Source organism: Streptomyces sp. YGL11-2 (assembly GCF_050054615.1).
Lineage (GTDB): Bacteria > Actinomycetota > Actinomycetes > Streptomycetales > Streptomycetaceae > Streptomyces.
In genome coordinates this window covers 1-12,409 of record NZ_JBNHIN010000001.1, presented here as the reverse complement: position 1 = coordinate 12,409, position 12,409 = coordinate 1, and the positions used below count along the sequence as shown (strand labels likewise).

Below are 12,409 nucleotides of genomic sequence, written 5' to 3'. Positions count from 1 at the left end.
GCGGCTCGTGGAACGTCCGGCTCAGTAGGCCGAGTTGACGTGGTCCATGGAGCCGTACATCGCGGCCGCGTACTTGCAGGCGGCGGTGATGTTGGCGACCGGGTCGTAGATGTTCCAGGAGGTGCCGGGCACGTGGTACCGGCGGAAGGTCGGGTCGATGACCTGGAGCAGGCCCTTGGAGGGGATGCCCTTCTGCGCGTTGGAGTCCCAGAGGTTGATCGCCATCGGGTTGCCGGACGACTCCCGCATCAGGTTGCGGTAGATGCCGTTGTAGCTGCCCGGTATGCCGTGCGCGGCCATGACGTTCAGCGACTGCCGGATCCAGCTGTCCACGGTGTGGCCGTAGGTCTTGATCGTCTTCGGCGCGGCGGCGGGGACGGCGGCGGGAAGGGCGGTGCGGGTCTCGGAACGGCTCGCGGTCTCCGTGGCCTGGTGGTCCTGCTCGGCCTTCGCCTGGGCCGCAGCCTCGGCCTTCGCCTTGGCCGCCGCAGCCTCGGCCTTGCCCTGCGCGGCGGACTCGTCGGCCTGCTTGGCGATCGTGGCCCGCTGCGCCTGGGCAGCGATGTCGACCGCGCTGAAGGCGACCGGCTTCACGTTCACGTTCTGGGCGGCGGCCTCGCTCTTGCCCTGGCCGGCATCTGCACCCGGGACAACGGCGAAGACCAGCGCGGCGGCACCGGCGGCGGCGACACCGGCGGCGGAGAGCTTGTGGGTGCGGGTCAGGTTCAGACCGGAAAGGGAGTGCTTGGGCATGGCGGGACGACCTCTTCTAATGGGGGACATCGCACGGGCCTTGGGCGGCGCAGAACGCCGAGTTCTGATCACGGCGCCGAGCGACGGGAGCCATTCTTAGCGGCCGGAAATTCGCCGGGCAACGGTGTGACGTACGACCCGGGTTAGTGGAACCGGGGGTGCCCGAAATGCGTCCAGTACGTCATTTCCGCAGCTCACACGGTCTTTATATGTCCACTAACCGGGGTCGTAAGTGATGTGCGTCCTATGCGCGGGGTCACACCGGGCAGAGGATTATCTCGCCAGCAGTAATTGCAAACGCACACCCTGTGCGCATTCTGTGGGCGTCAAACCTCGACCATCACCTGGTCAAGGGACTTTCGTACCAAATCGGGCACCTGGCAGTCCGCTGCCGGGTACCCCACGGGGATCACCGCGAACGCCTTCTCGTTCCCGGGCCGCCCCAGGGCCTCCTGGAGGAACCGCATCGGGCTCGGCGTGTGCACCAGCGCCGCCAGCCCCGACAGGTGCAGGGCGGACAGCAGCATGCCGACCGCGATGCCCACCGACTCGTCCACGTAGTAGTGCTTGCGCCTGCTGCCGTCCGGGCCCAGCCAGTGCCGCTGCTGGAAGACCACGATCAGCTGCGGCGCGTCCGTCAGATGCGGCTTCACCTCGTCGGTGCCCAGCGGCCGCAGCGCCGCCAGCCACTCCTCGCCCAGCCGCCCCTCGTACGAGCGGCGCTCCTCGGCCTCCGCCGCCGCCCGGATCCGGCGGCGCACCTCGGGGTCCTTGACCAGTACGAACGTCCACGGCTGCTGATGCGCCCCGGACGGCGCGGTGGCCGCACAGGCGATCGCGTCGCGCACCACCTGCTCCGGCACCGGGTCGGGGGCGAACTGCCGCACCGTCCGCCGCCGGTCCATCCGCTCCCGCAGTTCGGCGGCCCGGGCCAGTGACTCGGCCGCGGGCATCCGCGCGGGCCGGTACGGCACCGGCCGGTAGGGCTCTCCATGGGTCGGCGTCCAGCTCTGGGGGGAATCCGTTGAAGGCGACATGCGCCGAGTCTGGAACCCGGCCCGCCGGCACCAGGGGCGGATCGCCGAATTCCTGCCACCGACGGCGCCGCGCCACCGCCGCCGCGTACGCGCGCCGCGGTACCTCCCGGTCCGCCGCCACCGCCGCCACCGCCGGCATCAGCGGATTCGGGGCGGGTGGGTCCGTGCGGCCCGGTGAGCAGGCCGTCCACCGCCCGCACCGCGTGCCCCGGGGGCGCACCCGCCAGCTCCGTCCGGCCGGCCGCCGCCCGGACCCCCCGTCCGCCCCGGCCACCGACTCCAGCCCCCGTACGGCCTTGGTGCCCACCGCTGCGATCCGCCCGCCCGGCGCGAGATCGGCGCGAACTGCGCCCCGCGCTCATCGGCCGGGCCCCCGCTGCCGCCCCGCCCATCTGGCACCTCAATCTGTCATTCCCCTATATAGGGGGACAACGACTCATGAACTCCAGAAAAGGGTCAAAGGAAAGAATCGGTGAATCGGGATGAATCGGGAGATCGGGAAGGGCCGGAAGGCCGGGAAGGACGGGGAAGGACCGGGAAGGACCGGCGACCCACGGCAACGGCAGCGCCTCCTGCGCGAGCCCCAGCGGTGCCGCCATGATCGCCACCGGCATGACCGCGTCCCCTCGTCCGGGCCGGGCCGAGCCGAGCCAGGCCCGCTGCCCCGCCCCCGCGTCCGCACCGTGGGGATCGGGCCGCCCCGGGGCGAAGGCCCCTGGACGGGCCGTCCGGGGGCCTTCGGCCTAGGCCCGCGGTCGGAGGCGCGGGGCGCCGGTGGACCGATACGGGCCGGTCAGCCCGCCGGTACGGTTGAGGCCATGACCAACGGACCGGGAGCCGGGATCCCCGCGGTGAGTACCGCGATCCTGGCGATGAGCAGGCATCTGGAGGTGCGCGACGTCCTCAAGACGATCGTCGCCTCGGCCCGTGAGCTGCTGGACGCCGAGTACGCCGCCCTCGGGGTGCCCGACGATCACGGAGGCTTCGCCCAGTTCGTGGTGGACGGTGTCAGCGCCGAGCAGTGGAAGGCCATCGGCCCGCTGCCCCGCCAGCACGGCATCCTCGCCGCGATGCTGCACAACGCCACCCCGGAGCGGCTCGCCGACGTCCGAGAGGACCCCCGCTTCGGGGGCTGGCCCGCGGCCCACCCGGACATGTCCGACTTCCTCGGCCTCCCGGTCGCCGACGGCGACGAGATCCTTGGCGCCCTCTTCCTGGCCAACAAGCGCTGCCCCAAGTCCTCTCCTTCCCGCAGGGACGGCTGCGGCTTCACCGAGGAGGACGAGCGGCTGCTCGGCATACTCGCCCAGCACGCCGCCATCGCCCTGACCAACGCCCGCCTCTACGAGCGCAGCCGCGAGCTGACCATCGCCGGCGAGCGCGCCCGGCTCGCCCACGAGCTGCACGACGCGGTCTCCCAGAAGCTGTTCTCGCTCCGGCTCACCGCCCAGGCCGCGACCGCCCTGGTCGACCGCGACCCGGCCCGCGCCAAGGACGAGCTCCACCAGGTCGCCGAGCTGGCCGCGGAGGCCGCCGACGAACTCCGCGCCGCCGTGGTCGAGTTGCGCCCCGCGGCCCTGGACGAGGACGGCCTGGTCGCCACCCTGCGCTCCCAGGTCCAGGTCCTCGACCGCGCCCACTCCGCGCGCGTCACCTTCGCCGCCCACGGCGTACGGGCGCTGCCCTCCGCCCAGGAGGAGGCCATGCTGAGGGTCGCCCAGGAGGCGCTGCACAACGCCCTGCGGCACTCGGGGGCCGGACGCGTCGAGGTGACCCTGACCCGTTCCGGCCAGGGCGCCCTGCTGCGCGTCGCCGACGACGGCCGCGGCTTCGACACCCGCGTGGTCCGCCGGGCCGGCCGGCACCTCGGCCTGGTCTCGATGCGCGATCGAGCCGGCGGCGTCGGGGGCAGGCTCACCGTGGATTCGGAGCCCGGCGAGGGCACCGCTGTCGAGATGGAGGTGCCCGGTGGCTGAGAGCGACAAGGGCGAACGCCGCCCGATCCGCGTCCTGCTCGTCGACGACCACCAGGTCGTACGCCGCGGTCTGCGCACGTTCCTGGAGGTCCAGGACGACATCGAGGTGGTGGGGGAGGCGTCCGACGGCGCCGAGGGCGTCGCCGCCACCGAGCAACTGCGCCCGGACGTCGTCCTGATGGACATCAAGATGCCCGGCACGGACGGCATCGAGGCGCTCCGCCGGCTGCGCGAACTCGACAACCGGGCCAGGGTCCTGGTCGTCACCAGTTTCACCGAACAGCGCACCGTCGTCCCGGCGTTGCGCGCCGGCGCGGCCGGCTACGTCTACAAGGACATCGACCCGGACGCGTTGGCCGGCGCCATCCGCTCCGTCCACGCCGGGCACGTACTGCTCCAGCCCGAGGTGGCCGGCGCGCTGCTCTCCCAGGAGGACAACAACGGCGGCCAGGGGCGCGGCACTTCACTCACCGACCGGGAGCGCGAGGTGCTCGGCCTGATCGCCGACGGCCGTTCCAACCGCGAGATCGCCCGCGCGCTGGTGCTGTCGGAGAAGACCGTCAAGACGCACGTCTCCAACATCCTCATGAAACTCGATCTCGCCGACCGCACGCAGGCCGCGCTGTGGGCCGTCCGGCACGGCATCGGGGCCTGAAACACAGGGGAGTCCGGCATCGGACGGGGCATCAAACCTATTAACCGAACGTCGCCTCGCAGATCCGAGATTCATACTGTCGTGTATACGTAGCCCGTTTGGCGTATCCCTGCTCCGGGGCGGGCCGTTTCCCAGTGCAGTCGCGGCGGATCGGCCACGACATCGGCAACGAGGAGCAAGAGAAGTGAAGAACATCAAGCGGGTAGCGGCCATCACGATGGCGAGCGCCGGTCTCGCCCTGGCGGGCGCCGGTGTCGCGTCGGCGGACGGTGCCGACGGTGCCGCGGTGCACTCCCCGGGCGTCGGTTCCGGCAACGTCTTCCAGGCCCCGGTGGACACCCCCGTGAACGCCTGCAACAACACCAGCTCGGTCGCCGGCCTGCTCAGCCCGACCGTCGGCAACACCTGCGTCAACAACTGATCGCCGGAGCATCCGCTCCGATCGCCTGACCGCGCCGCGCCCTGGCGCGCGAGAGGCACGCCGGACCGGCCCCGCCAAGCCCTGGCCGAGCGGCCGGTCCGCACTCCACAGTCATCGTCATTCCGGCCCTGTGCCACCACGTGAGGAACACGCCACCATGAACACCGCCAAAAAGGCCGCCCTTGTCCTCGCCACCACCGGTCTCGCGCTCGGCGCTGCCGCCGGTTCGGCGTTCGCCCACGACGGCGGGCAGGCCAGCGGCAAGGCCGACTGCTCCCCCGGTGTCCTCTCCGGCAACGTCGTCCAGGCCCCGGTGAGCGCCCCCGTGAACGTCTCCAACAACAGCGTCAAGGTTGCGGACGTGCTCAGCCCCGTCGCCGGCAACAGCTCCGTCAACCGCTGACTCCGTCGGCCCGGGGCCTGCATCCCCCGGGCTGTACTGGGTAGTTCCGCCCGGCCCTCCCGAGGCCCCGCCGGTCACTCCACGACCGGCGGGGCCTTCCCTGTTCACCGCCGGCGCCGCTCCCGCTCCTCGACCGCGGAGTTGTACGCCGCCACCTGTGCCCGCCGGGCCGTGCGCTCCACCGGACGCAGCGCCGCGGCGCGCGCCGCGATCTCCGACGAGCTGACCGCCGCGCCGTGCTCCCGGCCGTCCCCGCCCGCCTGCTGGGCGATGTCGATCAGCGCACCGACCCGCTGCGCCAGCTCCAGCACCCGTACGGCCCGCGGTGGATAGCCCGGCGCCAGCACCTGCCGGCCGGCCTCCGCCCGCGCCCGGTACGCCTCCAGCGCCGCCTCGGCGACCGGACCGGCCCCGGCCACGTCCAGCGTCGAGAGCACCTCCGTCGCGTCCCGCAGCGCCTCCGCCAGCTCCCGCTCGGCCTCGCCCAGCGACGGCACGTCGGCCGGCGGGGCCTCCCGCGCCGGAAGGCAGTGCCAGACCACCTCCACATGCACATCGGGCCCGGAACCGCCTTCGGGGCCGGCCTCGTACACCTCCGGGACCAGGCCCAGTCCCGTCCCGGGGGCGAGCACCGCCTCCCCGGCCTCCAGCGCCCGTGCGTTGAATTCCGGCGGACCGCTCAGCCCCAGCGGATGCCCCGGCACCGGCAGTGCCACCCGCAGACCGGCGGCGCCCAGCGTCCGCAGCCGCCCGAGCGCGAGGGTCAGCCCGACCGGGGCGTCCTCCCCGGGCAGGTCCGTCACGCGGTGCACCGCGTCGTCGTCCGCGATCCGGTGCGCGGCGTCATCAGGCGAGACAAGTCCGGCCAACAGGGCATTTCCCCACGCCGCCAGCCGTCCCGAACGAGGTTCATCGAGCATGGCCCCCAGCCTAGGGAACAGCACTGACAGTGAGTGGCGTAGGTTTGCAGGGGGGCTGCGCCTACAGGCGCACACGACGACCGAGAAGCAATGGGAGACAGTGCGCTCATGAGCGATGTGCTGGAGCTGGTGGACGTATCCGTGGTCCGCGAAGGACGGGCTCTGGTGGACCAGGTCTCCTGGTCGGTCAAGGAGGGGGAGCGCTGGGTGATCCTCGGCCCCAACGGCGCCGGCAAGACCACCCTGCTGAACGTCGCCTCCAGCTACCTCTTCCCGAGCACGGGCACCGCCAGCATCCTCGGCGAGCGGCTCGGCCGGGTCGACGTCTTCGACCTGCGCCCGCGCATCGGTATCGCCGGCGTCGCGCTCGCCGACAAGCTGCCGCGCAGCCAGACGGTCCTGCAGACCGTGCTCACCGCCGCGTACGGCATGACCGCGAGCTGGCGCGAGGACTACGACGACGTCGACGAGCAGCGCGCCCGCGCCTTCCTCGACCGGCTCGGGATGAACGAGTTCCTCGACCGGAAGTTCGGCACCCTCTCCGAGGGCGAGCGCAAGCGCACCCTCATCGCCCGCGCGATGATGACCGACCCCGAGCTGCTGCTCCTGGACGAGCCCGCCGCGGGCCTCGACCTCGGAGGTCGCGAGGACCTGGTGCGCCGCCTCGGCCGCCTCGCCCGCGACCCGTACGCCCCGTCGATGATCATGGTCACCCACCACGTCGAGGAGATCCCGCCGGGCTTCACCCACGTCCTGATGATCCGTCAGGGCAAGGTGCTGGCCGCCGGCCCGCTCGACCTCGAACTGACCTCCAGCAACCTCTCGCACTGCTTCGGCCTCCCGCTGATCGTCGACCGCAACGGCAACGACCGCTGGACGGCGCAGGGCCTGCCCCTCAAGTAGCCGCCGGCGTCCGGCCGATCGGGCTCCGTCCGATCGCGCCCTGACCGATCGCGCCCTGTCCCCGGCCGTGCCCCGGACCTACCATGAAGCCGTGGATCCATGGGTGTGGTGGCTTCTCGCCGCCGTAGGACTGGGCATTCCCCTCGTCGTGACCGCGCTGCCCGAATTCGGGATGTTCGCGGTCGGTGCCGTCGCCGGTGCCGTCACCGCAGCGCTCGGTGGCGGCACCGTGCCGCAATTCCTCGTGTTCGTCGCCGTATCGGTCGCGCTGATCGCCGTCGTGCGCCCCATCGCCAACCGCCACCGCGGCCAGAGCCCCCTGCTCGCCTCCGGAATCGACGCGCTCAAGGGCAAGAGCGCCACGGTCCTGGAGCGCGTCGACTCCGGCGACGGGGGCCGCATCAAGCTCGCCGGGGAAATCTGGTCCGCACGCGCCCTCGACAGCGACCGGGTCTACGAACCGGGCCAGCAGGTCGACGTGGTGGAGATCGAAGGCGCCACCGCCGTCGTCATCTGACCCGAACCCGGTGCGCGACACGCCGGGACTCTGGAAGACTGATCAACGTCAAGCCGGCCGCCGGCCGGTACGGACCAGCAACGAAGGGCACGGGAGCCGCTGTGGAACCGATCATCATCGTCCTGATCATCCTGGTGGTGCTCGTGTTCATCGCACTCATCAAGACGATCCAGGTCATCCCGCAGGCCAGCGCCGCCATCGTCGAGCGCTTCGGCCGCTACACCCGCACGCTCAACGCCGGCCTGAACATCGTCGTCCCGTTCATCGACTCCATCCGCAACCGCATCGACCTCCGCGAGCAGGTCGTGCCGTTCCCGCCGCAGCCGGTGATCACCCAGGACAACCTCGTCGTCAACATCGACACCGTGATCTATTACCAGGTCACCGACGCCCGCGCCGCCACCTACGAAGTCGCCAGCTACATCCAGGCCATCGAGCAGCTCACCGTCACCACCCTCCGCAACATCATCGGCGGCATGGACCTGGAGCGGACGCTGACCTCCCGCGAGGAGATCAACGCGGCGCTGCGCGGCGTCCTCGACGAGGCCACCGGCAAGTGGGGCATCCGCGTCAACCGCGTCGAGCTCAAGGCCATCGAGCCGCCGACCTCCATCCAGGACTCGATGGAGAAGCAGATGCGCGCCGACCGCGACAAGCGCGCCGCCATCCTCCAGGCCGAAGGTGTCCGGCAGTCCGAGATCCTCACCGCCGAGGGCCAGAAGCAGTCCGCGATCCTCCGCGCCGAAGGCGAGGCCAAGGCCGCCGCGCTGCGCGCCGAGGGCGAGGCCCAGGCGATCCGGGTGGTCTTCGAGTCCATCCACGCCGGGGACCCGGACCAGAAGCTGCTGTCGTACCAGTACCTCCAGATGCTCCCGAAGATCGCCGAGGGCGACGCCAACAAGCTCTGGATCGTGCCCAGCGAGATCGGCGACGCCCTCAAGGGCCTCGGCGGCGCCATCGGCAACTTCGCCCCCGGGGGCGGAGGCGGCAGCATCCCCAAGCCCAGCAACCCGAACCGTCAGGCACCCCCCATCGACTGACACGCCCACCCACTCGTGCATGATCAGGGTGCCCCTCGACCTTCATGGCGGGGAGGCACCCTGACCATGTGAGGAGACGGCCGTGTCCATCTGGGAAGCAGTCGCAGTGTTGGTCGCGGGCCTCGGGGCCGGCACGATCAACACCATCGTCGGCTCCGGCACCCTGATCACCTTCCCCGTGCTCCTCGCCGTCGGCCTGCCGCCCGTGACGGCCAACGTCTCCAACACCCTTGGCCTGGTGCCCGGTTCGATCAGCGGCGCCATCGGCTACCGCCGCGAACTGGCCGGCCAGTCCCGGCGGCTGCTGCGCTTCGCGGCCGGCGCCCTCATCGGCGGCCTGGCCGGCGCGATCCTGCTGATCGCGCTGCCCTCCAGCGCGTTCAAGATGATCGTCCCCGCGCTGATCGCCGTCGCCCTCGTCCTGGTCGTCGTCCAGCCCCGGCTCGCCGCCGCACTGCGCGCCCGCCGCGCCCGCAACGGCACCGTCGCCCGGCGCGACGGCGGGTTCGCACTGTTCGCCGGACTGCTGCTGGCCAGCGTCTACGGCGGCTACTTCGGCGCCGCCCAGGGCGTCATATACCTCTCCCTGATGGGCGTGCTGCTCAGCGACGACCTCCAGCGGATCAACGCCATCAAGAACGTCCTCGCCGCCGTCGTCAACGGCGTCGCGGCGGTCTTCTTCCTCTTCGTCGCCGACTTCGACTGGACCGCCGTCGTCCTCATCGCGGTCGGCTCCGCGGTCGGCGGCCAGATAGGCGCCAAGGTCGGCCGACGGCTGCCGCCGGTCGCCCTGCGCGCCGCCATCGTCGTCGTGGGCCTGCTGGCCATCGCCCAACTCCTCCTCAGGTAAGGGGAGTTCTCAAGTAAGGGAAGTCGGGCGACGGCCGGACCGGCCCCGGCCCGGGGCTATGCCGGCAGGGCCCGCAACCACTCCGGCAGCTCCTCCCGTACGGACACCCCGAGAGCCGACACCAGCGCATCCGCCGGCGTCGGCTCGAAGGGCCGCCGCAGCAGCTGCATCCCCGCCTGCTCGGGCGTACGGTCCGCCTTGCGGTGATTGTCCTCCGCGCACGAGGCGACGGTATTCAGCCAGGTGTCCCCACCGCCGTGCGCCCGCGGTACGACATGGTCCACGGTGGTCGCCCGCTTCCCGCAGTACGCGCACCGGTGCTGGTCCCGCACCAGCACCCCCCGCCGCGACCACGCCGCCCGTCTTCGGAACGGCACCCGTACGTACCTGCTGAGTCTGATCACCCGCGGCACCGGCACATCGAGCGAAGCGGCCCGGATCCGCAGCCCCGGGTGGGCGTGCTCGACAACCGCCTTGTCCTGCATGACCAGCACCACCGCACGCCGCAGCGACACCGTCGCCAGCGGCTCGAAGCTCGCATTCAGCACCAGCGTCTCGCGCATCCCGTCCACCTCCCGGACCCGGTTCGCCCCCACGGCGAAGTGGCTCCACTGTGCAGTGGCAGGTATTTCCCGGACAACGCAATTTCCGCATGCCACAAGGGAAATGGGAGGTGATCGCACGATGAAGAAGAGGTGTTGCACAGCCCGGCCGGGACGACGCCGGGCACCCCGGCCACCACACCGGGCATCCGGCGCAAAAAGTGCGCTCCGGGTCCCGCCCCCGTGATGTGCACGGAACCCGGAGCGTACGACAGCCGGCGCGGACGCCCGACACGAGTCCGGACTCCGGCGAACGGTGGGCGACACACCTGCGCCCCGCCGCTCCCGCCACTGCGGTACCAGCTGCCCGACGCCTCGAAAAGGCGGCGGTACGCGTACCACTGTGCGTGCCGGAAGTGCCGGGGCGCAACGCAATTACGGGCCGCCGTCCGACGGCCCGACGGGCCCTACGCGGGCACCTCGTACTCGCCGATCAACTGAGCCCGCCCGATCGCGTGGAACCGCAGATTGAAACCCACCACCGCGGGCGAGGCGTCCTCGTCCGGACCCAACTTCTCCTGGTCCACCGCGTAGACGGTGAACACATAGCGGTGCGACCCGTCGCCGGGCGGCGGCGCCGCGCCCCCGAAGTCCCGCGTCCCGTAGTCGTTGCGGACGTGCACGGCCCCCGCGGGAAGCCCCTTCATGTCACCGCTGCCGGCTCCCGCTGGCAGCTCCGTCACCGACGCCGGGAGGTCGAACAGCACCCAGTGCCAGAACCCGCTGCCGGTCGGCGCGTCCGGGTCGTAGCAGGTGACGGCGTAGCTCTTGGTGCCCGCGGGGGCACCCTCCCACCGCAGCTGCGGCGAGCGGTTGCCGCCGGAGTAGACCTGCCCCGAACCCAGCTTCCCGCCCGGCTCCACCTCCTCGCTCACCACCGTGAACTCCGCCACCAGCGGGTGGAATTCGTGCGGGAGCGGCCGTCGCTTCAGCTCGGACACCTCGGACCTCCTGGTCGCTTGCTGACACTCTGTCCGGTCAGGTTAGAGCCACCTCCGCCGCCCGCCGCCGTCGGCCGGCCGCCCCACGGGACAACCGCCCGGTCGGTCTCCCCCCCTCAACAACGGCAGCCGCCGCCGCGTCCCGTGGACCCCGCCCTCTCCTGTACGCCTCTCCCCATGCCCCGTCCGCGCAGCCGCCGCGCCGCACACACCGTGATCGGCATTTCCCAGGGCATCCCCAGGCCGCACGGACCATGCGCCCCACCGCCGGCCGATCATGGCCGGATCCGCCCGAACGCGAAGCCGATCACCCCCAACCCCCGTGCCCTGAAGGCCGACCGCCGCCCGCTACGCCTGCACTACGCTCGGAACCCATGACCGACGATCCGGCCCGCAGCCAGCTCCCACGCGACTTCTTCGACCGTCCCGTCGTGGACGTCGCCCCGGATCTCCTCGGCCGTACGCTCGTCCGCCACACCCCCGACGGCCCCATCGAGCTGCGCCTCACCGAGGTCGAGGCATACGACGGCGAATCCGACCCGGGCTCGCACGCCTACCGGGGCCGCACCGCCCGCAACGCCACGATGTTCGGCCCGCCCGGCCACGCGTACGTCTACTTCATCTACGGCATGTGGTTCAGCATCAACCTGGTCTGCGGTCCCGAGGGCAAGGCCAGTGCCGTTCTCCTCCGCGCGGGCGAGATCCTCACCGGCACCACCCTCGCCGCCGGCCGCCGCCCCAAGGCGCGCAACACCAACGAACTCGCCAAGGGCCCGGCCCGACTGGCCACCGCCCTCGACATCGACCGCTCCCTCGACGGCACCGACGTCTGCACCACCGCCGCCACCCCGCTCTCGATCCTCCATGGCACCCCGGCCCCCCGTGACCGGGTACGCAACGGCCCCCGCACCGGCGTCGGCGGCGACGGCGCCGACCACCCCTGGCGCTACTGGATCGACGGCGACCCCACGGTGAGCCGCTATCGCCCCCACACCCCCAGGCGCCGCACCACCTCGGCAACTTGACTCTGTCCCGCCAAACCCCTAACGTAGCCCGAGCCGCTGGAGACGGGCAGCGCTTTCTGCGCAGACCGCCAGGCGGCACAACCACTACTCTGAACGACTCCCTGACGAGTCTTCTTGCGCGTTGCCGAAATTCGACCCCGCCGACTCGATTATGAGTCACCAGGGAAAGCCGCTAAAGTAGTGACCACGCCGAAAGGCGAACCCCTCCGACGGGAAATCGGAACCGAATTCGAAACGGCTGCGACAAGCGGCCGGAACGAAAAAGGATCTGATAAAGTCGGAACCGTGAGAAAGCCGAAAGGCCGGATCGCACCGGCGAAAATCGGAGCCGCGAGGATCTGATAGAGTCGGAAACGCAAGACCGAA

15 protein-coding genes are annotated in these 12,409 nt (G+C 71.3%); 9 read left to right on the top strand and 6 right to left on the bottom strand.

Features of this window, described 5'->3' with window-relative positions; translation table 11 throughout:
- Positions 1-21: 21 nt before the first annotated feature.
- Together ACO1BR_RS00075 and ACO1BR_RS00070 are read right to left on the bottom strand one after the other, a co-directional pair.
- Positions 22-753, bottom strand: a complete 732-nt coding sequence (locus ACO1BR_RS00075) for a transglycosylase SLT domain-containing protein (protein WP_426792935.1) — start codon at positions 751-753, stop codon at positions 22-24.
- Positions 754-1,079: 326 nt separating this feature from the next.
- Positions 1,080-1,790 (bottom strand): nitroreductase family protein, encoded by a 711-nt coding sequence (locus ACO1BR_RS00070; RefSeq protein ID WP_426792934.1) that lies wholly within the window; start codon positions 1,788-1,790, stop codon positions 1,080-1,082.
- Positions 1,791-2,608: 818 nt separating this feature from the next.
- Here ACO1BR_RS00070 and ACO1BR_RS00065 point away from each other — a divergent pair.
- The 4 genes from ACO1BR_RS00065 (at position 2,609) to ACO1BR_RS00050 (ending at position 5,245) form a co-directional block, all read left to right on the top strand.
- Entirely contained in the window at positions 2,609-3,766 is a 1,158-nt protein-coding gene (locus tag ACO1BR_RS00065; RefSeq protein ID WP_426792933.1) for a GAF domain-containing sensor histidine kinase, read from the top strand.
- The gene (locus ACO1BR_RS00060; protein WP_426792932.1) at positions 3,759-4,421 is read left to right on the top strand and encodes a response regulator; all 663 of its coding nucleotides are present in this window, start codon (positions 3,759-3,761) and stop codon (positions 4,419-4,421) included. Before ACO1BR_RS00065 ends, ACO1BR_RS00060 begins: the two co-directional genes overlap by 8 nt.
- A 217-nt stretch (positions 4,422-4,638) precedes the next feature.
- Positions 4,639-4,842 carry a chaplin gene (locus tag ACO1BR_RS00055; RefSeq protein WP_426793313.1) on the top strand — a complete coding sequence of 68 codons (204 nt, stop codon included), beginning with the start codon at positions 4,639-4,641 and terminating at the stop codon, positions 4,840-4,842.
- A gap of 157 nt (positions 4,843-4,999) precedes the next feature.
- The gene (locus ACO1BR_RS00050; protein ID WP_426792931.1) at positions 5,000-5,245 is read left to right on the top strand and encodes a chaplin; all 246 of its coding nucleotides are present in this window, start codon (positions 5,000-5,002) and stop codon (positions 5,243-5,245) included.
- Between the two features lie 104 nt (positions 5,246-5,349).
- On the opposite strand, the gene ACO1BR_RS00045 is transcribed toward ACO1BR_RS00050, so the two are convergent.
- Positions 5,350-6,165, bottom strand: coding sequence for a hypothetical protein (locus tag ACO1BR_RS00045; protein WP_426792930.1), 816 nt, complete (start codon positions 6,163-6,165; stop codon positions 5,350-5,352).
- A gap of 90 nt (positions 6,166-6,255) precedes the next feature.
- On the opposite strand from ACO1BR_RS00045, the gene ACO1BR_RS00040 reads away from it, so the two are divergent.
- The 4 genes from ACO1BR_RS00040 to ACO1BR_RS00025 all read left to right on the top strand — a co-directional run bounded on the left by ACO1BR_RS00040 (position 6,256) and on the right by ACO1BR_RS00025 (position 9,475).
- A complete protein-coding gene (locus ACO1BR_RS00040) occupies positions 6,256-7,068 on the top strand; it encodes an ABC transporter ATP-binding protein (protein ID WP_426792929.1) in 813 nt (270 codons plus the stop codon).
- Between the two features lie 103 nt (positions 7,069-7,171).
- The gene (locus ACO1BR_RS00035; RefSeq protein ID WP_159509887.1) at positions 7,172-7,585 is read left to right on the top strand and encodes an NfeD family protein; all 414 of its coding nucleotides are present in this window, start codon (positions 7,172-7,174) and stop codon (positions 7,583-7,585) included.
- A gap of 101 nt (positions 7,586-7,686) precedes the next feature.
- On the top strand, positions 7,687-8,625 hold the full coding sequence (locus ACO1BR_RS00030; protein WP_426792928.1) for an SPFH domain-containing protein: 939 nt from the start codon (positions 7,687-7,689) through the stop codon (positions 8,623-8,625).
- An 82-nt stretch (positions 8,626-8,707) separates the two neighbouring features.
- Positions 8,708-9,475 (top strand): sulfite exporter TauE/SafE family protein, encoded by a 768-nt coding sequence (locus ACO1BR_RS00025; RefSeq protein WP_426792927.1) that lies wholly within the window; start codon positions 8,708-8,710, stop codon positions 9,473-9,475.
- A 56-nt stretch (positions 9,476-9,531) separates the two neighbouring features.
- Here ACO1BR_RS00025 and ACO1BR_RS00020 read toward each other — a convergent pair whose 3' ends face one another.
- Both ACO1BR_RS00020 and ACO1BR_RS00015 read right to left on the bottom strand, forming a co-directional pair.
- Entirely contained in the window at positions 9,532-10,038 is a 507-nt protein-coding gene (locus ACO1BR_RS00020; RefSeq protein ID WP_426792926.1) for an HNH endonuclease, read from the bottom strand.
- A 446-nt stretch (positions 10,039-10,484) separates the two neighbouring features.
- Entirely contained in the window at positions 10,485-11,018 is a 534-nt protein-coding gene (locus ACO1BR_RS00015) for a YbhB/YbcL family Raf kinase inhibitor-like protein (RefSeq protein ID WP_426792925.1), read from the bottom strand.
- A gap of 374 nt (positions 11,019-11,392) precedes the next feature.
- On the opposite strand from ACO1BR_RS00015, the gene ACO1BR_RS00010 reads away from it, so the two are divergent.
- A complete protein-coding gene (locus ACO1BR_RS00010; protein ID WP_426792924.1) occupies positions 11,393-12,043 on the top strand; it encodes a DNA-3-methyladenine glycosylase in 651 nt (216 codons plus the stop codon).
- Between the two features lie 156 nt (positions 12,044-12,199).
- Here the strand turns inward: ACO1BR_RS00010 and ACO1BR_RS00005 are convergent.
- Positions 12,200-12,409, bottom strand: a 210-nt coding sequence (locus ACO1BR_RS00005) for a hypothetical protein (protein WP_426792923.1), incomplete at its 5' end; no start/stop codon positions are given.